Below are 24,899 nucleotides of genomic sequence, written 5' to 3' on the forward strand. Positions count from 1 at the left end.
TTATGCCGTATTTTTCGATCATTATTCCTTTATATAACAAAGAAAATTTTATTGAAAACACTCTTAAAAGTGTTCTCAATCAAAATTTCACGGATTTTGAAGTGATTATTGTTAATGATGGTTCAACAGATTCGAGCGAAGAAAAGGTTCTCCAATTTAATGATTCAAGAGTTCATTATTATCGCCAAAAAAATGATGGTGTTTCTGCTGCAAGAAACTATGGCATAGAAAAAGCTAAATCCGATTATATTGCATTTATAGACGCTGATGATTATTGGTATCCGGGCTTTTTAGGCGAAATGTTTAAGAATATTAAGACCTGTCCTGAACTAAAAGTTTTTTCGGCTGCAATAGAAATTGAAACTTCTAAGAGTGTAATACCCGCTCATTATTCCATAAAAAAAACAGGTGATTTCGAAGTTGTAAACTATTTTAAAGGCAGCTCAAAAAGAACAGTACTTTGTTCTTCCTCTGCCATTTTTCATAAAACCGTTTTTGAACATTCTGGTTCATTTGATACAAAAATAAAAAGTGGTGAAGATACCGATTTATGGATTAGAATTGGATTAGCCTATCCGATACACTTTTCCTGGAAAATACTTGCTAGATATACGTATGATCCAGATAGTCTTTCCAAAAAACATAAAATAACAATTGACTCCATAAATTTCTATAAATACCAATTACTGGAAGAAACAAACCCTGAGTTAAAAAAATTCCTTGATCTGAATCGTTTTTCATTGGCAATAAAATCCAAATTAATTAAGGATAAAAAAAGCTTTAATAAACTTTACAAACAGATAGACTTAAATAAATTGTCTCTAAAAAAAAGATTATTACTTAGACTACCCTCTTTTTTGCTTAAAATCCTTATAGCCTTAAAGACAATTTTGGCAAATTTTGGATTAGGAAATTCAGTTTTTAAATAACATAAATTTATCAAAGTCCCGAATGTAATCATCTTCATCAAAAACAGCTGAAGCCAGAACCAGACAAACAGAACCGGAAGAAAAATTATACAGTTCTCTCCAGACGCCAGTTGGGATTAGAAGTCCAATATTTGGCCTGTTTAAAGTAACCTTCTTTTTATCCTTTCCATCATTTAGTACTACATCAAAACTCCCGCTTAAAGCAATGAGGAATTCCGATTGATCTTTATGGGCATGGCCTCCCCTTTCTGCGCCACTAGGAACATCATATAAATAATATACCCTTTTAATTCCAAAAGGAATGATATCGTTTTCTATAAATGAAAGATTTCCTCTTGGATCTTCAATTTTTGGTAAGTTTATAAGTTCAAAAAAAGATGATTTATTCATAACGTGAATCTAATTTTTTGTTTAAAATTAATCTATAATCATATATACCAGATAAGCCAATCGCAAACTTTTTCTTTATTTCAGATACAGGCAAATTATATTTTCTGAACAAAAAAAACATATACTTGAACAGAAACAAATAAGAAAAAATGCCATGAATCTTATAGTAACCAGCCATTCTTGCATAAATCACACGATCTGAACCAGCATCATCACTAGAAGAAAAGGCTTCATGTATAACAATCTGAAAAGGATAAAAAATTACCCTTAATTTTTTATGCCGTATGCTCTTTAGAAAAAAGAAAGTTTCTGAATCCTGAAACTTACTTCCCAAACCGAAGAGTTCATTAAAAACACAATCATGTTTTCTTAAATCTTCAAGTTTGCACGTCAGTTCAATAGACAGCACTTTTCTGATTTTTCTGTTATTTAATTCTTTTTGATGTTTTGGATAGTTACTATAAAAATGTCCGTCTTTGGTAAGAGTTTGAAAGCATATAGCAGTGGCATTTTGGTTTTCATTATATGCTTTTATTATTTTTTCTTGGAAATTTTCAATAAAAACAACATCATCGTCAGCAATTAACACGATTTTACCTATAGCGTTTTTAATTCCTAAATTTCTACTTTTTGAAAGCCCTTTTTCGAACGAATTAATAACCCGGACTGAAGGATAATCAGATAGTAAAATCTGATCTCTATTTGTTTGATTAATTATTAAAATAGAAAAATTAGAAAAATGACTAAATGGAAACATTGGAATTAGAAAATCTAAAGAATTTCTATTCATCGTTGAAACTATTATTTCTAAACCCCGATTTGTATATTTTTCTTCCAATTTGTTGCTACATTTGCACAAATATATATAAAACGATTATGTAAATGAAAATACTTTTGGTTGGCGAATACAGCAGGTTACATAATTCATTAAAAGAAGCATTAATCACATTAGGACATGATGTTTTTATTATTGGTACCGGTGATAATTTTAAAAAATACGATGTAGATTATTCATTGTATCCAAGTTTTTGCTGCAATTATTGGTTCATTAAAAAAATTAAAAATCTTGTATATCTAATTACCAAAACAGATTTAGAAAATCTTGAAAAAGGTATTCGTTTTTACTTTTTTTTGTCAAAATTAAAAGATTACGATGTTGTACAGTTAATTAATTCCAATGCTATAGAAACCTATCCTGTTTTTTCACGATTTTTATTGAAAAAACTATTTTTGCAGAACAAAAAAATATTTCTTTTAGTATGCGGTGAAGAAACTCCAATAGTTGAATATCTTTTAAAAAACAAAATGAGATATTCTATTTTAAGCCCTCTCTTTGAGTCAAAAAAGCTCAAAAAAAAATATCGCTACACTCTAAAATACATAAAAAAAAATTATCGAAAAACTTTTAATTTCGTCAAAACAAAAGCTTCAGGAATAATCACCTCTGATTTAGATTACAAAATACCCATGCAGGAAATGGGATTTAAAACCACCTTTATTCCTAATCCTATAAATACAGACAGAATTGCATTACAGCCTTTAAATATTTCACACAAAATAATTATTTTTCTGGGAATAAATGAAAGCAGTTCCATTAAAAAAGGAATTGTTTTTTTTGAAAAAGCATTGGAAATTATCCAGGAAAAATACCCTGAGAAAGTTGAAGTTATAATAACAAAAAACATCCCCTACAATAAATATATAAAACTCTACGACAGATCCCATATACTTCTAGATCAAATTTATGGTTATGACCAAGGCTACAATGCACTGGAAGCAATGTCAAAAGGAAAAGTGGTATTTACCGGAGCCGAAAGAGAATTTATCGAACACTACAATTTAAATGAAAGGGTTTGTATCAATGCTCTTCCGGATGTCAATTCCATCGTAAAAGAACTTTCTTTTTTAATTGAAAATCCTAACGAAATAATTGCTATTGGAAAACGGGCCAGATTATTTATTGAGAAAGAACATGATTATATTGCTATTGCAAAAAATTATTTAAACTACTGGGAATCATTTTCTTATTCCTAAAAAAAAGAATAACCACTAAAAGTATTACAAACTCAAATGGAAATCTGTATTTTGCATTTGTGCCGTAAGTAACCAATGCCTGCAAAATAGAAGTAACCCAAACCAATAATACCCCAAAAAACTCAAAACTTATAATCTTAGTTTTAAAATAATCAGATATATAATATAAGCTAATTATAATAAACGTTATTGTCGTAACAGTAATCAGCAATAATTGAAAATACCATATTAGTAAAAAAAGCATATTGGCGTATTTAAAATTAAATTGATTATAATTCCAGTAAATTGCAGGCTTCCAGAAATCAACCCATGAACGACACACAACCTGCTTTAAGTATTCTTTCGGATTCATCTGGACAGTAGCCATAGCGTACTTCCCTAATTCTGCAGAAAAATCTGGAAGGCTGGTATGTGAATATTGTAGCTCAGTCTCATACGCACCCCAAATAGTCATAGCAACATCTTTATCTTCCTCAATATAAATTTCTCTGTATTTGACATACGGTTTCATAATCCAATCGTATTCTTTTGGACCTTTTTCAGCAAAATAAACACAGTTCTGTGACAAATTCAAACCAAAATAAGTAGTAGAAACAAAATAACCTGTATTCACTTTATTAACATAAGACCATCCGAAATACGCAAATAACGGAAGAATTAAAATAATAATTTTTTTACTAATAATTTTATTCCATTTAAAGTCCTGTAAAAGAGACAAACCGTAAATCAAAAAACCGATGTAAGCGTAAAATGGTTTTATCAAAACTAAACATCCCAAAATAAATCCCATCCATATTTCGGATTTTAAATTTGTTTTTGAAAAATATCCTTTAGAAATTTCATACATCAATAACATCATAAAAAACAAAGTTAATGATTCACTAAGGATGGCTGTCTCATAGAAGAGGACATTTAAAAAACTTTGAGAAATTAATGAAATTATAAAACTAAATTTAGAAGAAAAGCGTAGATTAACTGCTGTTTTATAAAGAACAACCGAACCATAAACCCCAATAAAAAACTGGTATATAACAACTAACCATTCATTTCCAAATCCCAAAAAAATCAAAAAAGGATATCCAATAGTCCGGTAACCTTCATACCCGGACAAATCAAAATTCAACAAATAATCGGATAATTCTAAAAATCCAGAACTATCCGGATAAATTGTAACGTTTGTATAAAATAAAATAATTATAAATCGAATCAGCAACCCGAAAAGTATTAATTTACGGACATAAACATCTTTTGTAAAAGCAAAGAGTTTAGAAGCAAACAATTTATTTAGCATAATAAAAATGTATTTTAAGTATTTGAAAAGGAAAAAGGACAAACTCTTTAAGCTTGATTTTCGAATTCCCTCTTTCTTTCCATTGCTCTAAAGGAATTTCAACAACACAATCCTGAATAATCATTCCATTCCCACGAAACCTAAGTAGTAATTCAACATCAAATATCCATTTGGTCAGAAAAGGCTCTTTGAATATTCTTCTTGCGAAATCAGTTCTAATGATTTTGGCTCCACATTGTGTATCATATACAGGAACTTTCAGAATAAAACCACTAATTATTGTTGCAAAAATCCTTCCTAAATAATGCCTTAAGTAACTTCTGTCTACTCCGTTACCTAGTAATTTAATTCTACTTCCCATAACCATTACAATTGATTCTCTATTAGAAATAAATGTAAATAATCTTTTCATTTCAATCATAGGAGTGGCTAAATCAGCATCTAGATAACCTACATATTCATAATCTATTGAAATATCATTTAGAACCCCAGTTCTGATGGCTTCTGCTTTTCCCAAATTCTTTTTTATCAAAATCAGTTTTACATTATGATTCTTATCTCGAAGATTTTTGAGGATATTTAATGTATTATCCGAACTTCCATCATCAATAAGTAAAAAATCAATCTCTGGATACTTTGAAAACAAATCTTCGTAGGGTAACTGATAAAATCGGATTTCTTCATTATAAAATGGAATTATGCAGAGAAATTTTTTCATATACTATTCTAAAATATTTTACCAATATTACTAATTAACGAACATATACCCAGTTAAAACCGGATTCTCTCCCATTATATCTCTTGCATATTTTTTTTTTTAAAATCTTCTCAAAACTAGACTTTTTTTTACGAATTCAAAGGAGTAAACGAAAATTGATTTTTAATCTTCAATCAAAAAAAATCAAAACAGATTCTTCCTAAAATAAATTATCAAAACCAGTAAATAAATCAAATTATCCAATACCTGAGCAATTAAAACACCTTGAATCCCTAAATTTGAAATTAAATAAACACTAAAAAAATACAGTACAACGAGTGATGATATCTCAGAAATGATAAAGGCCTTAGTCATTTTTTTTGCAAAAAACTGATACCCTAAAATTAAAAAAGCCACTTTTAAAACATCTCCGGTCAACTGCCAAAAGAACATTGAGGTGACTGGCAGAAATTCTTTAGTAAAAAGCAATTGCACTATAAAAAAACGCAGTACATAAATCAAGGAAAGACCAATAATAAACAGAGGCAAAATACTTTTATAATAATCCCAAAAAACTTTTTTTGTCTCTTCTCTGCTTTTGGCTCCAGACAATTTAGGTAAAAAATACACAGATAAAATAGTGCTAACAAACAGCATGTAATAAGATGAAATCCGGGTCATAGTTTCCCAATATCCGGCCTGAGTAATTCCAACAACATCAATTACATTTTTTCTTATCGCTAAAAAAACTAAAGGGCCAAATACGGATGAAACCAATATCATAACGGAATAAGAAGAAAGATTTTTGAGAATCTTAAAATCAAAATAATGCAGTCGGATCGTTTTCAAAAAAGGAATCTCTTTGTTCACAAAATAAAAACTCAACAAAAACAATGAAGCAGGCGTGATCACAATGGCTAATAAAGCTCCAAAAGTTTGGTAATTTACTACCAAAATTAAGGACATCAACAATCCAATAAAATTACCCCAAATAGTAATCCAGATTACTTTTTCAAATCGACCGAGACCGTTTATAAAAGATGTGAAAATCAATGAAACTGAATACCACGGCAGAGCCAATGCTAATACTTTAAAAACAAAAGAATACCCATAATGAATTCCAAAAATCTGATCATTCCAGTAAGTAGCAAAAAAAAATAAAATACAACTCAAAACAATAGCAACCAATAACAGGCAGATAAAAACAGTAGCCATTATTCTCTGAACACCGGATTTATCTTCTTTTGCTTCTGCCACATATTTGACGATTCCTGTTGAGAAACCCAAAGTAGAAATATTTTCCAGCGTAGTCATGAAATTTCTTAAATTCCCTACCAAAGCCATACCGCCAGGCCCTACAAAAACAGCTAATATCTTGGAGGTTATAAGACCAATGCCAATTTTTAATAAAACACTTAAACTGTTTAAAGAAGAAACTTTAAACAATTGTGTCTGAACTATTTTTTTAATAAAATTCAATTCTGTATTTATTTAAAATCTCAATAACAAAATCCACTTCCTCCATAGACATAACAGGACTTATTGGCAAACTTAAAATCTCATTGTGTATTTTTTCAGTAATTGGATAAGATAAATTATTCCTGTTTGAAAATGCTTTTTGCTTATGTGGTGCAACTGGATAATGAATCACAGTTTGGATTCTGTTTTCCAACAAATATTGTTGTAATTGATCTCTGTTTTCGGTTCGAATAACAAACAAATGAAAGACATGATTGTTTGAAAAATCCCAAAATGGCAGAATAATTTTATCATTTTTAATTTCAGACAAATAACGTTTTGCAATCACTATTCGATTATTGTTATCTTGATCTAAATTAGGCAATTTAACATTCAGAAAAGCTGCCTGTAACTCATCCAATCGTGAATTCACACCAATATATTCGTTATAGTATTTTTTTTCTGAGCCATAATTTCTTAAAGAAAAAAGCACTTTTGCCAATTCTGAATCATTTGTAGTAATTGCTCCTCCATCTCCCAAAGCACCAAGATTTTTTCCCGGATAAAAACTAAAAGCTGCAGCATTTGAAAGATTTCCTGATTTTTTATTTTCATCTAAATTAGCACCATGTGCCTGAGCCGCATCTTCAATTACCAATAAATCATTTTGATTGGCAATTTCATTAATCTTTTTCATTTCAGCCAATTGCCCATAAAGATGAACCGCTAAAACAGCCTTTGTTTTAAATGTGATTTTTTCTAAAATTAAATCTGGATTGATGTTGTAAGTTTCTAAATTTGGTTCAACCAAAACAGGAACTAAATCAGCTTGTAAAACCGCCAGTATACTAGCAATATATGTATTGGAAGGAACGATTACTTCATCTCCTTTTTGAAGTTTCCCTAACTCAATATATCCTTTAAAAATTAATACTAAAGCATCAAAACCATTTCCAACTCCAATACAAAATTTTGTCCCGCAATAATCGGCAAAACTACTTTCAAATGTTTTTACCTCATTCCCTAAAATATACCAACTGTTATCAAGAACCAATTTCAGTTTTTCCTGAAAAAGATTTTCATAGGGAGCATTTATTTTTTTTAAATCTAAAAAGGAAATCATATCAAAACAGTGTCTAACAAATAATGATTTAAAGTTTCAACTTCTAAAAAATCCTGAACCAAAGAATGCGCACCGAAACTTTCCTTCCAAAAATTAATGTTTTCAACAATTTCCAATCCATTATTTTCATGTGATGGTCCAAAATCAAAAAAAACTTTTCCCTGGGCAATTACCTTTATTAAATAATCATATAAAAAATCAATGCTCCCTAAAAAATTATTTTCTTCACTTCCAGAAATGTATTGTGGTTTTACTACTTTTTGGGTAATAAAAAGTGTGGTTCCTGCCACTAATTTATCATTGTTGTAAACATTAAAATGACGAATATTATCTGGAAATTTACTCCTCAAAAACTGTATTTCCTCCAATGAATGAACAGGTTTTGATTTGTATTTATCCCTTAGATTGGGAATCAAAAGTTCGTTCCAAAATGTTCCCATATTAGATTCCTCTTTAATAATCAAATTTTGCTTTTTTCCCCTATTGATACATTCTCTTCTGGATTTGGAAAAAACAAAATTTTTCTCCAAAGAAATAACAGACACATTATGTTTCATTATTGTTTTTCCTTTAGCGATGTATGTCAAATAATTAATTTCATCCGATAAATAATCACAGTAAATGGAAGGAATTTGTTTTAAAACCAATTTTGAGACATTATTTTTATTGAGATATTCGAGGATTGTCTTGAAAACAAAAATTGTATTGTACAACTTGGATTTTGGTAATAAAACCAAACCTCCATAAGTCAGACCCTGATGTGAATAAACCGTCTTTCCAACAACATTTGCCGGTAGAACCGCAACAAGGTTTTCACCTTCAAAAACCATTAATGAATAATCTTCAAAACGATCTTTATGATACTCCATAAAATCACGATGAAACAGAAACGTAGCATTTTTGGCCTGAGCTATAAAATCATTCCAGATTTTAAAATAAGTTTTCTCGTATTTTTTTATCGTGTATTTATCCAATTTCTTTTTTATTTATAATCAAAAGCCGGTAAATGCCATTTGAATTTTACAGCCATTAAGCGCACCGAAATTATAACAATTGAAGTAGATAAATACAAAATATCTTTGTCTAAATCTAAACTTCGCAATGCAAAAAACACAATTCCTCCAAAAATACAAATGGTAGCATAAATTTCTCGCCTGAAAATCGTTGGGATTTCTGTACACAAAATATCCCGGATTACACCTCCAAAACAAGCTGTCATTGTTCCTAAAGCAATACAAATTACAGGGTGTAAACCAATTGAGATTCCTTTTTCAAGACCAATTAGCGTAAAAACTCCTAATCCTATTGTGTCAAACAAAAATAAGGAGGTACGAAGCTTATCGAATTTTTTTCTAAACAGAATGGCCAACGCAAAGCCTAAAATAATTACATAAACGTATTTTAAATCCTGCATCCATACCACTGGTGTTCTCCCAATCAGAACATCCCGTAATGTCCCGCCTCCAACTGCTGTAACAAAGGCAATGATAAAAACACCAAACGGATCCAGTCTTTTATGCATGGCTGTTAAAGCTCCTGACATAGCAAATGCCATTGTACCGATAATGTCTAAAAGTTGGAACATCATTGTAAAGTTCTAAGATTCTGAGTAGCTAAGTTTCAAAGATTAAAAAAAATCTTTTTCGTTCAATTTGATATTGACATTGCAATTTTTACATATTCTGCGTATAAAAATTATAATCTTTCAAAACCGTTCTGATAAAACCGGCAGGATCACCAATTGACTGGTTTTTGATTCCGGTAACGTTTTCAATTTTATGAATCAGCTTATAAATGATTTCATAGTCGTTTTTCGCTTCAGCTTTCAAAAAAGTTTCCTTTATGATTCGCATATCATTGTCTGATAATTTTATGACTAGAGGATATGTAGGCACATAAGTTTCTTCTATTTCTTCTAAAATTGTATGGCTTATATCAATTTTATTTTTTAAGGTAATCACTGAAGTTCCTGCTACCATATCCCCTAACCGCTGCCCTTTTTTACTTGAAACAACAGCGATCAGAGCTATAATTCCGTTAAGAATGGAAATGTCAATTAGCCGAAAAAACCATCGCATCAGATAATCTCCAAAACCGGCCTGATAGCCGTCTATTTTTACGACTTTTATTTTTACTATTTTTTTTCCTATGGTCTGTCCTTCAAAAATGCTTTCTAATGTTATCGAATAAATTAAAACTGGAAAATAAAATACCAAAAGAATCGTCATTACTGACCATTGATCTAAATTTTGAAACAAAAGATCCAGATTTAACCAATAGAAAAAAATCAGGTAAATCACTATTCCATAGGCTATTTTGATAATCAGATCCAGAAAGTACGCCCCTATTCGTTCACCTGCAGAAGCGGCTATAAAATTTATTTTAACATTTTGTGTTGTGTTTATAGATAATTCTGACATATTTTATATTTTAGCCCTCAATGAGAGAAGTTGCATTCATAAAACAAAATAAAGAAAAATGGCTGGAATTTGAACTGGCTATTTTTGGTAAAGCTAAAAAAAATCCTGATGAGTTAGCTAATTTGTACATTCAAATGATGAATGATCTGTCGTATGCGCAAACGTATTACCCCAAAAGTAAAACTGTGATTTATTTAAATCACCTTGCTTCACAGATTTATCAAAAGATTTACAAAACCAAACGTGCAGAAAAAAACAGGTTTCTGGAATTTTTTAAAACCGAAGTACCGCTATTGGTTTACGAATACAAAAGATATTTGCTTTATGCCTTTATATTGTTTTTTGTAACCGTTGCAATGGGTGTAGTTTCTGCAAGATATGACCAGGACTTCGTTCGGTTAATTTTGGGAGATGGCTATGTCAATATGACTTTAGAAAACATCAAAAAAGGCAATCCCATGGCTGTTTATGGTTCCGGAAGTAACTGGGGTAGTTTTGTAGGCATCACCATGAATAACCTTTATGTAGGGGCAAGATGCTACATTTGGGGACTTTTTGCCGGTATTGGGACCTTGTACATTTCCCTGCAAAACGGAATCATGCTCGGAGCCTTTCAATATTTTTTTTACGAACAAAATGTTTTCTGGAAAAGTGTCCGTGGAATCTGGATTCACGGTTCAATGGAAATATTTGCTATTGTAATTGAAACCGCTGCAGGATTTATTTTAGGAGCTTCTATTTTGTTTCCTAAAACTTTTTCAAGAGTCAATTCTTTTAAAATAGGTTTTAAAAACAGTTTTAAAATATTTCTGAGCACCTTTCCTTTTACCATTAGTGCAGGATTTCTTGAAGGTTTTATTACACGATATTCAATCGATATGCCTAACTGGCTAAGTAGTTTTATCATCCTCTTTACACTGGGTGTTATCTCTTTTTATTATTTGGTTTATCCTTTTATTGTACACAAAAAGACACAACAACTTTAAACCAAATCGAATTAACCATAACCAATAATGAATAGATTATTACTTATTTTATCTTTTGTTCTGTGCTGCAATATTCTGAATGCACAGGATACTTTGGTTAAAACCGAACCTCCGAAAGCTGCTCCGACAAAATATACCGAAGCTGATATTTCTATCGATTCAGACACTATCGAAGCCAAAACATTTCAGAAAAATTTTAAAAAAGAATATACTGACGATGATTTTGTATACGAACAAAAAATTCCTGAAAAAAATTGGTGGGATCATTTTAAAGAATGGCTGGCAGGTATTTTCGATGAAATATTCACTTTTAAAGACCCTCAGGCATCACTCAATTTTGTGGCAATTTTATTAAAAGTACTGGCTATACTGATTGTCGTTTTTGTAATTTATTTAATTGTAAAGGCTCTGATATCAAAAGAAGGGCAATGGATTTTCAGTAAAGATGCAAAACAAAAAATTGTTCATTATACCGATGCTGAAAAAAACATCCACCTTCTGGATTTCGAAAAACTGATAAAAGAAAGCATTGATTCTGGGGAAAAAAGAATTGCAATCCGCTACTATTATCTTTGGCTATTGAAGATTATGGCGAAAAATCATTATATCGAATGGGATATTGAAAAAACGAATACAGATTATTTGTACGAAATTAAAAACCCAGCACACAAAGAAGAATTTACATATTTGTCATACTTGTACAATTATATTTGGTATGGTGAATTTGAAATCGATGAAGCTTCTTTCGTAAAAGTTGAAAATCAATTTAAAAAATCCCTAAAAACCTTTAACCATGGGTAAATCGATCAAAGTTTATATCGCTATACTGGTTTTGGTTTTTGCCTTAATTTTAATAGCAGGCAGCAATTCCCCAAAAAGAATTGACTGGACTCCCTCTTATTCTGTAAATGATAAAATTCCGCTTGGATTATATGTTTTCGACAAAGAGATTAACGGACTTTTAAAAAAGCAAAAGATTGAAAGAGTTTCTGCTTTAACTCCTTACGAGTTTCTCGATTCAAAATATGTCCCGGATACTGTTGTGGGTACCTATAAAATAAAAGGAACTTTCCTTAACATTACAGAATTTGCATCCATTGACGATCAGTCCATGAAAGAGCTTTTTTATTTTGTTTCCCATGGAAATAGTGCTTTCCTTAGCATGAAAACCTTTCCTCAATTGTTATTAGACAGTTTAAAAGTTGATTTTAGAACCGATTTTCAATTTTCTGACAGTACTAAAATCTGGCTGGCCAATAAAAATGTAAGTCAAAAAAAATTCCGTCTCATTGAAGGAATGGGTAATTATTATTTTTCAAAAATTGACACCTTAAACACTACTGTTTTAGGGTATCAGGCCAATAATGAAAATAAAAAACGAATCAATTTCATAAAAGTTCCATACGTAAACGGATACTTTTATTTACACACACAGCCTGCCGCTTTTTCTAATTTTCACTTGCTGAAAGACAATCATTATGAATACGCTCAAAGTGTGCTTTCTTACATTCCGAAAGGCGATGTTTACTGGTACACCAAAGGACAAAACAGCGAATCGATTTCTGATTCTCCTTTACGATTCATTTTAAGCCAGCCTCCGTTAGAATGGGCTTTTTATCTATCCTTAATCGGAATGCTGATTTTTATTCTTTTTAACGCCAAGCGAAAACAAAGAATTGTTCCGATACTAAAACCTTTGCCGAACTTAACAGTAGATTTTACCAAAACCATTGGGAATTTATACTATCAGGAAGGTGACCATGATAATATTATTGATAAAAAAATTATTTATTTCCTCGAAAAAATCAGAAATGAATATTTACTTGACACTTCAAAACTTGACGATGATTTTATCAAAAAACTGCATCATAAATCAGGAAAAGATGAAAACGATATCAGGGAACTTATATTTTTAATCAACGAATACCGAAAAAGTTACCACGGGAGCCTCGAAGAAGATTTAATCAGAATCAATAATGCAATAGAAAAGGTTTTACATTAATTTTTTAACTCAAATTCATTAAAAGAAAACACACCAAACATGGACGATATCAATACAACAGAAACTGAAATCACGAACGAAAATGTGAATTTTGAAACAAGGCTTAATTTAGCGCCTCTTTTAGATCATGTCAATACTATCAAAAAAGAGATTGAAACGGTAATTGTGGGACAACATAAAATGGTCGATCAATTATTGGTTGCTATTTTATCAAACGGACACGTTTTATTGGAAGGTGTTCCGGGAGTTGCCAAAACCATTACTGCCAAATTATTATCGAAAACACTTAATATTGGTTTTAGCCGAATTCAGTTTACACCGGATTTAATGCCTTCGGATATTTTAGGAACCTCGGTTTTTAATTTAAAAAATTCAGAATTTGAATTTAAGCAAGGCCCTATTTTTTCTAACCTGATTTTAATTGACGAGATCAATCGTGCGCCTGCCAAAACTCAGGCTGCTCTTTTTGAAGTGATGGAAGAGCGTCAGATTACCATTGATGGTTCTGCATATCAATTAGAAACTCCATTTTTGGTTATCGCTACACAAAATCCAATAGAACAGGAAGGTACTTATCGTTTGCCTGAAGCACAATTGGACCGTTTTTTATTCAAAATTTCGATTGATTATCCAAAATTAGAAGAAGAAATTCTGATTATTCAGAGAGAACATCTTTTGAAGGATCACGGGAAATTAGAGGCTATTAAAACCATTCTTTCTGCTGAAGAAATAAAAGGATATCAGGCTTTGATCAAACAAATCAGAGTAGAGCAAAATTTGCTGGAATACATTGCCAGAATCGTAGTAAATACGAGAGAAAATGCCTTTTTATATTTAGGAGCTTCTCCACGTGCCTCAATTGCTATTTTGAATGCTTCGAAAGGTTTTGCAGCAATACGTGGTCGTGATTTCGTAACTCCTGAAGATATCAAAGAAGCTGCGGTTCCGGTTTTACAACACCGTGTAATTGTTGCTCCGGAGCGTGAAATGGAAGGAATTACAAGTGCAGAAATCATCAAACAGATTATTGAAACTGTTGAGATACCACGATAATTATGAATTGATAATTGTCAGGCTAAACGGAGTCGAAGCCCTTCGATTCCGTTTAGCCTGACAACAACGAATAAAATCTGAAATCCGAATCTGAAAAAATATTTTAAATTGAAATTCATAAAAAGTTTATATCTCAACAACTTCTTTTTCTATGTGCTTTTAGGTATCATAGCACTGTTTGTTTGTGCTTTTATTTTTCCTGTTTTATACAACGGAGTATGGTTTCTTGTCCTGATTTTAATTACTTTTCTGGCTCTTGACCTTCTGATTTTGTATGTAGCCCGAACCGGAATTGAAGCTTCAAGGGACATGCCCGAAAAGCTCTCCAACGGTGATTTGAATCCGGTTAATATTGCAGTCAAAAACCATTATACTTTTCCGATTTCAATTAAAATTATTGACGAAATTCCGTTTCAGTTCCAGGTACGTGATTTCAAAATTGAAAGAACTGTTAAAGCAGCTGCTCAGGATAAAGTTTCATACGATTTACGTCCGACGGAACGAGGGGAATATTACTTTGGTAATTTAAATATTTACGTTTCTTCTCCTTTAAAATTAATTTCCAGAAGGTTTACTTTCGATAAAGACAAAATGGTCCCAGCCTATCCGTCCTACATTCAATTAAGAAAGTATGATTTATTGGCTTTTTCAAACAATTTGTTTCAATACGGAATTAAAAAAATCCGTCGAATTGGTCACACCATGGAGTTTGAGCAAATTAAAGAATATGTTCAGGGTGATGATCTTCGCACTTTAAACTGGAAAGCTACGGCCAAGAAAAATGCCTTGATGGTCAATCAGTTTCAGGACGAAAAATCACAATCGGTTTACTTGGCGATTGACAAAGGGCGTGTAATGCAAATGCCTTTTAACGGGCTGAGTTTACTGGATTACGCTATAAATTCGACTTTGGTTTTGGCTAATGTGATTCTGAAAAAGCAGGATAAAGCCGGAATTTTTGCTTTCTCTAAAAAAGTAGAAAACAGGGTTTTTGCCGAAAAAAGAGGCTCACAAATGCAAAAAATCCTTGAAACCTTATACAACATTAAAACCGATTTTTTTGAAAGCGATTACAGCCGTTTGTATGTAGATGTAAAGAAAAACATCAACCAGCGAAGCCTGATTATTTTATATACCAATTTCGAAACCATGGACGGGTTAAACCGCCAGTTGCCCTATTTGAAAGGAATTGCCAAAAGTCATTTATTGGTTGTCGTATTCTTCAGCAATACTGAACTGAACGAAATCATCAACAAAAAAACCAATACGATTCAGGAAGTTTACGACAAAGTAATTGCCGAAAAATTCATGTTCGAAAAACGTTTAATTGCCAATGAACTCAAAAAATATGGAATCCATTCAGTTCTTACACAGCCTGAGAATCTGACTCTGGATGCTATTAATAAATATTTGGAGATTAAGTCGAGAGGGATTTTGTAGCGAAATTGTGAACTGAGAGTTGTAAAATGTGAAATGTAAATTGCGATGAAACTATTAAAAAAAGAAATTATTTGGTCAGTAGCTTTATTAATCATCAGCTACTTCATTTATAATCCTGATTTGTCTTTCAATTCAAATAATAAATCGACAATAGATATAAATATTCACGACACCTATTTTGTGATAGAATCCCTTAATATTCTTTTTTTGATTATAGCTGTTTTATTTTTTATTGTTTATTCAATTCGAATAATAGTCTCCAGATTAAAGAATAGTATCATCAACGGAATGTTCCTTTTTTCAAATGTATTAATGATTATTGTGGTTGGATATATAATTCAGGTAACAAAACTCCTTATAGTAGAAGCAGGATGGACAATTTACCCACCTCTTTCGGCTAATATACAAATACATGAAGATAATAGTATGAAAAATCTTTTTCATATCGCAATAGGTATACAAATCTTCTTAGTGATTACTCTAATTCTCGTAGCAGCTAAAACTGCAATAAATATTAAGAAGTCAAGAACAACAAAAAGTTAAAACCCTAACCAAAATCGCTCTAATCCTCATTATCCCTTTTTCAAAAAATCTCAGTACCTTAGCGCCTCAGAAACTTAGTCGCTCAAAAAATGAAACAAATCACATCAGTCCAAAATCCGTTTATAAAATCGCTTGTTTTATTGCAGGAAAAAGCAAAAGCCCGTAAACAAACAGGTACATTTTTGATTGAAGGATTACGTGAAATTTCATTAGCTCAAAAAGGAGGTTACGAAATAGAAACGGTTTTATTTTTACCTGAACTGGTTAATGAAAATCAAATTGGCAAACTGGTTTCATCATCGGTTCAGTTAATCGAAATCAACAAAGAAGTCTATCAAAAACTGGCTTATCGTGACACGACTGAAGGTATTTTGGCTGTAGCCAAATCCAAATCGCTGCAATTATCAGATTTAAAATTATCCGAAAATCCGTTGATTCTGGTAGCAGAAGCCCCAGAAAAACCCGGAAATATCGGAGCCCTTTTACGAACTGCCGATGCTGCCAATCTGGATGCTGTATTGATTGCAAATCCAAAAAGTGATTTATACAATCCAAACATTGTTCGTTCCAGTGTTGGCTGTTTGTTTACCAATCAGATTGCAACCGGAACTACCGCAGAAATCATTGCTTTTTTGAAAGAGAAAAAGATTGATTTTTATTGCGCTACTTTACAAAATTCAACTTCCTATCATACTCAAAATTTTACTACTCCAACTGCTTTGGTCGTGGGAACAGAAGCTACCGGATTAACTCAGGAATGGCGTGATGCTGCAACTCAAAACATCATTATTCCGATGCAGGGCGAAATTGACAGCATGAATGTCTCTGTGGCTGCTGCTATTTTGATTTTTGAAGCTAAAAGACAAAGAGGATTTTAGTTGTTAGTTGTTAGTTGTTAGTTGTTAGTTGTTAGTTGTTAGTTGAAAATTAAAAGTCTGTGATTTTCTTATAACAAAAAAATTAAAGACTTTTCATTTATTTTTAAACACAAAACTTTATTTTTTTGTTTGTCAGACTGAGCGGAGTCGAAGTCTTTTTTATTGCAAAAAAAAACTAATTTCACCTTATTGAAACTTAAAATTTAAACTCCAAAATCAGCAACCCATTCCCTTGCGTATATTCAAACAAATCCTTATTTTTAGGACTTGAACCTATGCCGTTATGACAGAAATAGATATTGAAAAAGAAAACAAAGCAATTGCACAAGAGTACAAAGAATTACTTCGAATCAGTTACCAGACTTTAACACCGACCGATAAAAAACTAATTCGAAAAGCCTTTGACGTGGCTGTCGATGCCCATAAGGAACAAAGACGTAAATCTGGCGAAGCCTATATCTTTCATCCTATTGCAGTTGCAAAAATTGTAGCTTCCGAAATTGGTCTGGGAGCTACCTCTATTGCTGCGGCCTTATTACACGATGTTGTCGAAGACACCCCGATAACTGTTGAAGATATTGAACGCTTGTTCAATCCAAAAGTTGCTCAGTTGGTTGAGGGTCTGACTAAAATTTCATTGGTTCAAAAAGATTTGAATGCCTCCATGCAGGCAGAGAATTTCCGAAAAATGATTCTTACCCTAAACGATGATGTACGTGTAATCCTGATTAAACTAGCTGATCGTCTTCATAATATGCAGACCATGGATTCGATGGTGGAGTATAAACAAACCAAAATCGCTTCTGAAACTTTATACATTTACGCCCCTCTCGCCCATCGTCTGGGACTTTACAATATTAAAACGAAACTCGAAGATTTAGGATTAAAATATACAGAACCCGCAATTTATAATGATATCGTAAGCAAAATAAGGGAAACCAAAGAAGAGCAGGACGCTTATATCAAAGATATTTCGGATGTTCTAAAAAAATCCTTAGATGCCGAAAATATTGATTACATCATAAAGGGACGCCCGAAATCTATTTATTCTATTCGCCGTAAAATGCGTGCCCAAAATGTAAGTTTTGATGAAGTATACGACAAATTTGCGCTTAGAATTGTCTATAAATGTGATTCTCATGATGAAAAATTTATTGCATGGAAAATCTATTCTATCGTTACAGATCATTACAGACCAAGCCCGAGCCGCTTGCGTGACTGGATTTCATCTCCTAAATCAACTGGATATGAAGCACTTCACATTACAGTTATGGGACCAAAAGGCCGTTGGGTCGAAGTACAGGTTCGAAGCGAACGAATGGACGAAATTGCAGAAAAAGGGTATGCTGCACATTACAAATACAAAAACGGTGCATCTGAAGAAAGCGGCCTTGATACCTGGCTAAACCTGCTTCGTGAAGCTCTGGAAAACCCAGAAACCAATGCGGTTGATTTTGTAGAAGATTTCAAAATGAATTTGTATTCGAAAGAAATCTTTGTTTTTACCCCAAAAGGAGAAATCAAATCACTGCCAAAAGGCGCCACGTCTCTGGATTTTGCTTTCAGTATTCACTCTGAAATCGGAATTAAAACTCGTGGAACCCGTGTGAATGGACGTTTGGTTCCTTTAAATCACGAATTGAAAAGTGGTGACCAGGTTGAAGTCATAACTTCAGCAAGTCAAAAACCAACAGTAAACTGGCTGGATTATGTAACAACCTCGAGAGCTAAAAATAAAATCAAAAATGTTCTTAACGAGAATACCAAAAAAATTGCCGAAGAAGGAAAAGAATTACTTACAAGAAAATTAAGACATTTAAAAGTTAATCTTAATGAACAAGTCACAAACGAGTTGGTTAACTTCTTTAAATTAAAAACTAGTTTAGATTTATTTTATCGTGTTGGAATCGGCGCTATCGAAAATCAACAATTAAAAGATTATGCAGCGCAAAAGAGCAATACTTTTATCAATTTCTTTAAAAACAAAATCAAAAGAACTAAAGATACTGCTGCCGAGGATATTCATAAACCGGTTATCAGCAGTAATTACGACATGCTGGTATTCGGAACCGAACATGACAAACTGGATTACAAACTTTCGCAATGCTGCAACCCTATTCCGGGTGATGATGTTTTTGGTTTTGTAACAATAAACGAAGGAATCAAAGTGCATAAAAAAGATTGTCCAAACGCCATCGGGATGCAGTCTAATTATGCGTATCGCATCATGAGTGCCAAATGGATTGACTCTTCTCAGGAAGAATTCAAAGCCATTATCAATATTACAGGAATGGATGTTCTCGGACTTACTAATCAACTTACAAAAGTAATTTCAAACAATATGAGTGTGAATATTCAGAGTATTTCGCTTAGCACCGATGCCGGGATTTTCCATGGACAAGTTGCCGTAATTGTAAAAAATAATACCATTTTGAAAAAAATGATCAACGCTATTAAAAAAATTGACGGTGTTGACAAAGTAACAAGAGAATACAGAACCTAACTTTTTTAATCACTCTATCTGGGTTTTATAACTAAACTTTAAACCTTAAACTTTTATTGATTGAAAATAAAAATTTATCTTTGCAGGATATGACACTCATTTCAACTGACAACACTAGAAATCAAGAAATTGTAAAAAATGTTTTTACAATGTATCTTGAACAAAAAGGGCATCGCAAAACTCCTGAGCGCTATGCTATACTTCAGGAAATTTACGACAGCGAAGAGCATTTTGACATAGAAAACCTATATATCAAAATGAAAAACAAAAACTATCGTGTGAGCAGAGCAACTTTATACAACACGATCGAGTTATTGTTAGACTGCGCATTGGTTAGAAAACATCAATTTGGACAAAATCAGGCCTACTACGAAAAATCATATTTTGATAAACAGCACGATCACATCATTATGACAGATTCTGGCGAGGTAATTGAATTTTGTGACCCAAGAATTCAGACCATCAAAAAAACAATCGAAGAAATATTTGATATCGAAATTACGAATCATTCACTGTATTTCTACGGAAATAAAAAGCAAAAACAATAATCCGGAAAGGGAATTATTCAAAAAATAAAAAAAAAGAAAATTAACTACATTAATCAGTAGGACAACTAAGATTGTCCCAACGCAAATTAAAACAGAATGACCGTAGATTTATTACTAGGATTACAATGGGGAGACGAAGGTAAAGGAAAAATTGTTGACGTTCTTACCTCAAATTATGATATTATTGCACGTTTTCAGGGAGGACCAAATGCAGGACATACATTAGAATTTGACGGAATTAAACATGTGCTTAGAACCATTCCTTCCGGAATTTTTCATAAAAATTCAGTAAATATCATCGGAAATGGCGTTGTAATTGATCCGGTAGTTTTTCAAAAAGAAATTGAAGGTTTGGAGAAATTCAACCTTGATATCAAAAGTAAATTAATCATTTCAAGAAAAGCACACTTAATTTTACCGACACACCGTTTGCTTGATGCAGCTTCTGAAGCTTCAAAAGGAAAAGCCAAAATTGGTTCTACTCTTAAAGGAATTGGACCAACTTATATGGACAAAACTGGTAGAAATGGTTTACGTGTTGGAGATATTGAATTAGAAGACTTTAAAGATCGTTACAGAGCTTTGGCTGATAAACATGAGGCAATGATTGCTTTTTACGATGTTAATATTCAGTATAACTTAGCTGAACTTGAAAAAGAATTCTTTGAAGCTATTGAGGAACTAAAAAAATTAGACTTCATTGACAGTGAAGAATACATGCACCAGGCTCAAAAAGCAGGTAAATCTATTCTTTGCGAAGGTGCTCAGGGATCTTTATTAGATGTTGATTTCGGAACTTATCCTTTCGTAACATCATCAAACACTACAGCTGCCGGAGCTTGTACAGGTTTAGGAATTGCTCCTAACAAAATCAAAGAAGTTTACGGAATTTTCAAAGCTTACGTTACACGTGTAGGTAGCGGACCTTTCCCAACTGAACTTTTTGACGAAGTTGGTGCTACAATGGCAAGAGTGGGTAACGAATTTGGTTCTGTAACAGGAAGACAAAGACGTTGCGGATGGTTAGACTTAGTAGCTTTAAAATATGCCGTTCAGGTTAACGGAGTTACGCAGTTAATGATGATGAAAGGTGATGTACTTTCCGGTTTTGAAACTTTAAAAGTTTGTACTGAGTACAACTACAAAGGTCAAAATATTTCTCACTTTCCTTATAACATCGAGCCAGAAAATGTTACTCCGGTTTACAAAGAGTTTAAAGGATGGAAACAAGACTTAACTGGATTGACAACTTACGATCAATTACCAATTGAGCTAAAAGAATATATTGAGTTTATTGAAAAAGAAATTGAAGTTCCAATCAAAATCGTATCGGTTGGACCAGACAGAAAGCAAACAATAACAAAATAACACATTTTAAACGCTCTGATTATCAGAGCGTTTTTTTTTTACACAAATTACTTCATTATGAAAAATCCAGAAGTTCAAATTAAAGAAACTAAATTATTATCAGACAATTGGTATATCTTAAACCGGGTAACTTTTGATTACAAGAAAGAAAACGGCGTACACGAAATACATACACGTGAGGTCTATGATCGTGGTAATGGTGCCGGAATTTTACTGTACAACTCAACAAAAAAGACAGTTATTTTAACAAGGCAGTTTCGATTACCAACTTTCCTTAACGGAAATAAAGATGGAATGATGATTGAAGTTTGTGCCGGACTTTTAGATCAGGATAATCCCGAAAATGCTATCATCCGCGAAACAGAAGAAGAAACAGGTTACCGAATTTCTAAAGTTGAGAAAGTTTTTGAAACCTATATGTCTCCAGGTGCAGTAACTGAGATTTTATATCTTTTTGTAGGCGAGTACGATGAAAGCATGAAAGTAAGCGAAGGCGGCGGACTGGATGCTGAACAAGAAAATATTGAAGTTCTGGAATATACTTTTGATGAGGCTTATGCCATGATTAAATCAGGCGAGATTACTGATGCAAAAACCATTATGCTGTTACAACATGCTAAAATACAAGGACTCATATAAATCGTTATAGTTTTTACTAATTTACTAAAATGCAAATCAAATAAATATTTCAAAAAATTCTATAAGGAATGACCGGCTTAAAAAATAGACCTTTATCATAATCAAAACATGCCAAATTATGAAAAAGTTATATTACATCGCAAACGCATTACTTTTACTAATTTTATTTCTGATGATTTCCTGCAAAAAAAGTGATACAATAAAACTAACAGAAAATACCAAACCTAAAAAAACAATTGAATACAAAAAGCCCAAATCAGTTTCTTACCAAATTCAGAATACTAAAGAATGGCTTAAAACGAATGAATCCGACAGCAGTAAATTGAATATCGTCTATGCTATAAATCGTACTGACAAAGCCAATATCAAAAAATTAGACTCAGTTGTAATTCCTGAAGATTTTAGTGGTGATTTGGTTTATTACCTTCCGTTTCCACTACATGTAAATGCTTTGGAAGAAGTCTCAAAAATCATTATTTTTTCTTATCCTACACAAACTTTTGCAGCTTATGAAAATGGCGAATTAGTTTATACCGGCCCTACCAATATGGGAAGAAAGTCAGACCCAACTCCAACAGGATTATTTTTTACCAACTGGAAAGCAGAAAAAACGACCAGTACTTTTAATGACGAATGGGAACTTAAATGGAATTTCAACATAGAAAACAAACTCGGAGTTGGTTTCCACCAATATGAATTACCCGGTTATCCTGCATCGCACTCTTGCTTAAGATTACTGGAAAAGGACGCCAAATATCTGTATAAATTCGCAGATGAATGGATTTTGAAAGACAAAGAAAATGTAAAAGTAAAAGGAACTCCTGTAGTTGTTTTTGGAAGCTATGATTTTGACAAACCTAAGCCATGGCTGCAATTAACTTCTGATCCAAAGACTTTGGACATTTCTGAAGCTGAGATTGAAAAACAGACAAAACCTTTTATTCAGGAAATTTTAGAAAATCAAACTGTAAGAGAAACGGAGAAAAAAACAACCTCTCTCTAAAAATGATTTAATCTTAAATAGATAAGACTAAAAAAGGCGTAAGATTTAAATTCTTACGCCTTTTGTATATTAATACTAAAAATTATCTTGAATAATTTGGAGCTTCTTTTGTAATAGTCACGTTATGTGGGTGACTTTCAGTGATTCCGCTTGATGTAATTCTAACAAAACGTCCAGATTCCTGTAAAGTTGGAATATCTTTTGAACCACAGTATCCCATTCCGGCACGAAGTCCTCCAATAAACTGAAGCATACTTTCGTTCAATTCGCCTTTGTAAGGAACACGTCCAACGATTCCTTCCGGAACTAGTTTTTTCACATCATCCTCAACATCCTGGAAATAACGGTCTTTTGAACCTGTTTGCATTGCTTCAACAGAACCCATTCCGCGGTATGATTTGAATTTTCTTCCTTCGAAGATAATAGTTTCACCCGGAGATTCTTTTGTTCCTGCCAATAATGAACCCAACATTACACAGTCAGCACCTGCAGCAATTGCCTTAGGAATATCTCCCGTATAACGAATTCCTCCATCAGCAATAACCGGAACACCAGTTCCTTTAATAGCAGCAGCAACTTCTAAAACTGCTGAGAACTGAGGAAAACCAACACCTGCAACGATACGGGTTGTACAGATAGAACCAGGACCGATTCCAACTTTTACACCATCAGCACCATTTTCTACTAAATATTTAGCCGCTTCCGGAGTTGCAATGTTTCCAACAATTACATCTATTTGAGGGAATTTTGATTTTACTTCTTTTAATACATTCACTACACCTTCAGTATGCCCGTGAGCTGTATCGATAATGATAGCATCTACACCGGCAGCAACTAATGCACCTGCTCTTTCTACAGCATCACCAGTAACACCAATGGCAGCAGCAACTCTTAAACGTCCAAATGAATCTTTATTTGCAATTGGCTTTTGAGTCAGTTTTGTAATATCTCTAAAGGTAATTAAACCAACTAATTCGTTTTTAGCATTTACAACCGGTAGTTTTTCAATTTTATGTCCTTGTAAAACTACTTCGGCCTGTTCTAATGAGGTTCCTTCAGCAACAGTAACCAGATTAGTACTTGTCATCACCTCAGCAATTGGTCTTGAGCTATTTTTTTCGAAACGAAGGTCACGATTAGTAACAATTCCTTTTAGGATTCTGTTTTCGTCAACAATTGGAATACCTCCAATTCCGAATTCTTTCATTGCAGCTTTTGCATCTGCAATTGTCGAAGTCATTGGCAACGTTACAGGATCGATAATCATTCCTGCTTCTGCACGCTTCACTTTTCTAACCTTACCAGCTTGCTGCTCGATGGTCATATTTTTATGTAAAACACCAATTCCGCCTTCCTGCGCCATAGCGATTGCCATTGCACTTTCGGTCACTGTATCCATAGCAGCAGATACGATTGGAACGTTTAATGTTATGTTTCTTGAGAATTTTGATTTGATACTCACTTCACGTGGAAGCACATTCGAGTAGTTAGGTACTAATAATACATCATCGTAAGTCAAACCTTCGCCGATGATCTTGGAGTTGTGTGCTATCATGTTGCAATTTGTAGTTGAATTGCGTGCAAATATAATGAA

At 32.7% G+C, this 24,899-nt stretch carries 24 protein-coding genes; 14 read left to right on the forward strand and 10 right to left on the reverse strand.

Annotated features, from left to right (window positions below):
* Positions 1 to 2: 2 nt before the first annotated feature.
* Positions 3 to 929, forward strand: coding sequence for a glycosyltransferase family 2 protein (locus AAEO57_RS16020; protein WP_341694040.1), 927 nt, complete (start codon positions 3 to 5; stop codon positions 927 to 929).
* Here AAEO57_RS16020 and AAEO57_RS16025 read toward each other — a convergent pair.
* Both AAEO57_RS16025 and AAEO57_RS16030 read right to left on the reverse strand, forming a co-directional pair.
* Positions 915 to 1,319, reverse strand: a complete 405-nt coding sequence (locus AAEO57_RS16025) for a sugar 3,4-ketoisomerase (RefSeq protein ID WP_341694041.1) — start codon at positions 1,317 to 1,319, stop codon at positions 915 to 917. The two genes, AAEO57_RS16020 and AAEO57_RS16025, sit on opposite strands and share 15 nt — an antisense overlap.
* Positions 1,312 to 2,157, reverse strand: coding sequence for a glycosyltransferase (locus AAEO57_RS16030; RefSeq protein WP_341694042.1), 846 nt, complete (start codon positions 2,155 to 2,157; stop codon positions 1,312 to 1,314). Before AAEO57_RS16030 ends, AAEO57_RS16025 begins: the two co-directional genes overlap by 8 nt.
* A 44-nt stretch (positions 2,158 to 2,201) precedes the next feature.
* Between AAEO57_RS16030 and AAEO57_RS16035 the strand changes: the two genes are divergently transcribed.
* Entirely contained in the window at positions 2,202 to 3,353 is a 1,152-nt protein-coding gene (locus AAEO57_RS16035) for a glycosyltransferase family protein (RefSeq protein ID WP_341694043.1), read from the forward strand.
* Here AAEO57_RS16035 and AAEO57_RS16040 read toward each other — a convergent pair.
* The 7 genes from AAEO57_RS16040 to AAEO57_RS16070 form a co-directional block, all read right to left on the reverse strand.
* Positions 3,304 to 4,644 (reverse strand): hypothetical protein, encoded by a 1,341-nt coding sequence (locus AAEO57_RS16040; RefSeq protein ID WP_341694044.1) that lies wholly within the window; start codon positions 4,642 to 4,644, stop codon positions 3,304 to 3,306. The two genes, AAEO57_RS16035 and AAEO57_RS16040, sit on opposite strands and share 50 nt — an antisense overlap.
* Positions 4,634 to 5,362, reverse strand: a complete 729-nt coding sequence (locus AAEO57_RS16045; RefSeq protein ID WP_341694045.1) for a glycosyltransferase — start codon at positions 5,360 to 5,362, stop codon at positions 4,634 to 4,636. Before AAEO57_RS16045 ends, AAEO57_RS16040 begins: the two co-directional genes overlap by 11 nt.
* 183 nt (positions 5,363 to 5,545) lie before the next feature.
* Positions 5,546 to 6,820, reverse strand: a complete 1,275-nt coding sequence (locus AAEO57_RS16050) for an O-antigen translocase (RefSeq protein ID WP_341694046.1) — start codon at positions 6,818 to 6,820, stop codon at positions 5,546 to 5,548.
* The gene (locus AAEO57_RS16055) at positions 6,807 to 7,922 is read right to left on the reverse strand and encodes a DegT/DnrJ/EryC1/StrS family aminotransferase (RefSeq protein ID WP_341694047.1); all 1,116 of its coding nucleotides are present in this window, start codon (positions 7,920 to 7,922) and stop codon (positions 6,807 to 6,809) included. The genes AAEO57_RS16050 and AAEO57_RS16055 overlap by 14 nt, the downstream gene beginning before the upstream one ends.
* On the reverse strand, positions 7,919 to 8,896 hold the full coding sequence (locus AAEO57_RS16060) for a GNAT family N-acetyltransferase (protein WP_341694048.1): 978 nt from the start codon (positions 8,894 to 8,896) through the stop codon (positions 7,919 to 7,921). The genes AAEO57_RS16055 and AAEO57_RS16060 overlap by 4 nt, the downstream gene beginning before the upstream one ends.
* A gap of 8 nt (positions 8,897 to 8,904) precedes the next feature.
* Positions 8,905 to 9,507, reverse strand: coding sequence for a trimeric intracellular cation channel family protein (locus AAEO57_RS16065; RefSeq protein WP_341694049.1), 603 nt, complete (start codon positions 9,505 to 9,507; stop codon positions 8,905 to 8,907).
* 88 nt (positions 9,508 to 9,595) lie between these two features.
* On the reverse strand, positions 9,596 to 10,342 hold the full coding sequence (locus AAEO57_RS16070) for an RDD family protein (RefSeq protein ID WP_341694050.1): 747 nt from the start codon (positions 10,340 to 10,342) through the stop codon (positions 9,596 to 9,598).
* Positions 10,343 to 10,362: 20 nt separating this feature from the next.
* Here AAEO57_RS16070 and AAEO57_RS16075 point away from each other — a divergent pair, with 20 nt between their 5' ends.
* From AAEO57_RS16075 to AAEO57_RS16130, 12 genes are all read left to right on the forward strand, one after another.
* Positions 10,363 to 11,328, forward strand: coding sequence for a stage II sporulation protein M (locus AAEO57_RS16075; RefSeq protein ID WP_341694051.1), 966 nt, complete (start codon positions 10,363 to 10,365; stop codon positions 11,326 to 11,328).
* 27 nt (positions 11,329 to 11,355) lie between these two features.
* Positions 11,356 to 12,129, forward strand: a complete 774-nt coding sequence (locus tag AAEO57_RS16080; protein ID WP_341694052.1) for a DUF4129 domain-containing protein — start codon at positions 11,356 to 11,358, stop codon at positions 12,127 to 12,129.
* On the forward strand, positions 12,122 to 13,330 hold the full coding sequence (locus AAEO57_RS16085) for a DUF4350 domain-containing protein (RefSeq protein WP_341694053.1): 1,209 nt from the start codon (positions 12,122 to 12,124) through the stop codon (positions 13,328 to 13,330). Before AAEO57_RS16080 ends, AAEO57_RS16085 begins: the two co-directional genes overlap by 8 nt.
* Positions 13,331 to 13,369: 39 nt before the next feature.
* Entirely contained in the window at positions 13,370 to 14,383 is a 1,014-nt protein-coding gene (locus AAEO57_RS16090; RefSeq protein WP_341694054.1) for an AAA family ATPase, read from the forward strand.
* 108 nt (positions 14,384 to 14,491) lie between these two features.
* Positions 14,492 to 15,823 (forward strand): DUF58 domain-containing protein, encoded by a 1,332-nt coding sequence (locus AAEO57_RS16095; protein WP_341694055.1) that lies wholly within the window; start codon positions 14,492 to 14,494, stop codon positions 15,821 to 15,823.
* Between the two features lie 45 nt (positions 15,824 to 15,868).
* Positions 15,869 to 16,366 carry a hypothetical protein gene (locus AAEO57_RS16100; protein WP_341694056.1) on the forward strand — a complete coding sequence of 166 codons (498 nt, stop codon included), beginning with the start codon at positions 15,869 to 15,871 and terminating at the stop codon, positions 16,364 to 16,366.
* 89 nt (positions 16,367 to 16,455) lie between these two features.
* Positions 16,456 to 17,244 carry a TrmH family RNA methyltransferase gene (locus AAEO57_RS16105; protein WP_341694057.1) on the forward strand — a complete coding sequence of 263 codons (789 nt, stop codon included), beginning with the start codon at positions 16,456 to 16,458 and terminating at the stop codon, positions 17,242 to 17,244.
* A 283-nt stretch (positions 17,245 to 17,527) separates the two neighbouring features.
* Positions 17,528 to 19,747: a RelA/SpoT family protein gene (locus AAEO57_RS16110; protein WP_341694058.1), complete on the forward strand. Its 2,220-nt coding sequence runs from the start codon at positions 17,528 to 17,530 to the stop codon at positions 19,745 to 19,747.
* A gap of 89 nt (positions 19,748 to 19,836) precedes the next feature.
* On the forward strand, positions 19,837 to 20,295 hold the full coding sequence (locus tag AAEO57_RS16115) for a Fur family transcriptional regulator (RefSeq protein WP_029268726.1): 459 nt from the start codon (positions 19,837 to 19,839) through the stop codon (positions 20,293 to 20,295).
* Positions 20,296 to 20,391: 96 nt separating this feature from the next.
* Complete coding sequence (locus AAEO57_RS16120) at positions 20,392 to 21,663, forward strand: adenylosuccinate synthase (RefSeq protein WP_341694059.1); 1,272 nt, start codon at positions 20,392 to 20,394, stop codon at positions 21,661 to 21,663.
* Positions 21,664 to 21,720: 57 nt separating this feature from the next.
* Complete coding sequence (gene nudK / locus AAEO57_RS16125) at positions 21,721 to 22,302, forward strand: GDP-mannose pyrophosphatase NudK (protein WP_341694060.1); 582 nt, start codon at positions 21,721 to 21,723, stop codon at positions 22,300 to 22,302.
* 118 nt (positions 22,303 to 22,420) lie between these two features.
* Positions 22,421 to 23,305: a L,D-transpeptidase gene (locus tag AAEO57_RS16130; RefSeq protein ID WP_341694061.1), complete on the forward strand. Its 885-nt coding sequence runs from the start codon at positions 22,421 to 22,423 to the stop codon at positions 23,303 to 23,305.
* Between the two features lie 82 nt (positions 23,306 to 23,387).
* Here AAEO57_RS16130 and guaB read toward each other — a convergent pair whose 3' ends face one another.
* Complete coding sequence (gene guaB, locus AAEO57_RS16135; protein WP_341694062.1) at positions 23,388 to 24,860, reverse strand: IMP dehydrogenase; 1,473 nt, start codon at positions 24,858 to 24,860, stop codon at positions 23,388 to 23,390.
* Positions 24,861 to 24,899 lie beyond the last annotated feature (39 nt).

Origin of the sequence: Flavobacterium calami (assembly GCF_038290035.1) — a bacterium.
In the GTDB taxonomy this organism is placed as follows: Bacteria; Bacteroidota; Bacteroidia; order Flavobacteriales; family Flavobacteriaceae; genus Flavobacterium; species Flavobacterium calami.

Bases quoted from the DNA above. Each gene is read 5' to 3' on its own strand.
- AAEO57_RS16020 (WP_341694040.1), top strand. From the start codon at position 3: ATGCCGTATTTTTCGATCATTATTCCTTTATATAACAAAGAAAATTTT.
- AAEO57_RS16025 (WP_341694041.1), bottom strand. From the start codon at position 1,319: ATGAATAAATCATCTTTTTTTGAACTTATAAACTTACCAAAAATTGAA.
- AAEO57_RS16035 (WP_341694043.1), top strand. From the start codon at position 2,202: ATGAAAATACTTTTGGTTGGCGAATACAGCAGGTTACATAATTCATTA.
- AAEO57_RS16040 (WP_341694044.1), bottom strand. From the start codon at position 4,644: ATGCTAAATAAATTGTTTGCTTCTAAACTCTTTGCTTTTACAAAAGAT.
- AAEO57_RS16045 (WP_341694045.1), bottom strand. From the start codon at position 5,362: ATGAAAAAATTTCTCTGCATAATTCCATTTTATAATGAAGAAATCCGA.
- AAEO57_RS16055 (WP_341694047.1), bottom strand. From the start codon at position 7,922: ATGATTTCCTTTTTAGATTTAAAAAAAATAAATGCTCCCTATGAAAAT.
- AAEO57_RS16065 (WP_341694049.1), bottom strand. From the start codon at position 9,507: ATGTTCCAACTTTTAGACATTATCGGTACAATGGCATTTGCTATGTCA.
- AAEO57_RS16070 (WP_341694050.1), bottom strand. From the start codon at position 10,342: ATGTCAGAATTATCTATAAACACAACACAAAATGTTAAAATAAATTTT.
- AAEO57_RS16075 (WP_341694051.1), top strand. From the start codon at position 10,363: ATGAGAGAAGTTGCATTCATAAAACAAAATAAAGAAAAATGGCTGGAA.
- AAEO57_RS16080 (WP_341694052.1), top strand. From the start codon at position 11,356: ATGAATAGATTATTACTTATTTTATCTTTTGTTCTGTGCTGCAATATT.
- AAEO57_RS16085 (WP_341694053.1), top strand. From the start codon at position 12,122: ATGGGTAAATCGATCAAAGTTTATATCGCTATACTGGTTTTGGTTTTT.
- AAEO57_RS16090 (WP_341694054.1), top strand. From the start codon at position 13,370: ATGGACGATATCAATACAACAGAAACTGAAATCACGAACGAAAATGTG.
- AAEO57_RS16100 (WP_341694056.1), top strand. From the start codon at position 15,869: ATGAAACTATTAAAAAAAGAAATTATTTGGTCAGTAGCTTTATTAATC.
- AAEO57_RS16105 (WP_341694057.1), top strand. From the start codon at position 16,456: ATGAAACAAATCACATCAGTCCAAAATCCGTTTATAAAATCGCTTGTT.
- AAEO57_RS16110 (WP_341694058.1), top strand. From the start codon at position 17,528: ATGACAGAAATAGATATTGAAAAAGAAAACAAAGCAATTGCACAAGAG.
- AAEO57_RS16115 (WP_029268726.1), top strand. From the start codon at position 19,837: ATGACACTCATTTCAACTGACAACACTAGAAATCAAGAAATTGTAAAA.
- AAEO57_RS16120 (WP_341694059.1), top strand. From the start codon at position 20,392: ATGACCGTAGATTTATTACTAGGATTACAATGGGGAGACGAAGGTAAA.
- nudK (WP_341694060.1), top strand. From the start codon at position 21,721: ATGAAAAATCCAGAAGTTCAAATTAAAGAAACTAAATTATTATCAGAC.
- AAEO57_RS16130 (WP_341694061.1), top strand. From the start codon at position 22,421: ATGAAAAAGTTATATTACATCGCAAACGCATTACTTTTACTAATTTTA.
- guaB (WP_341694062.1), bottom strand. From the start codon at position 24,860: ATGATAGCACACAACTCCAAGATCATCGGCGAAGGTTTGACTTACGAT.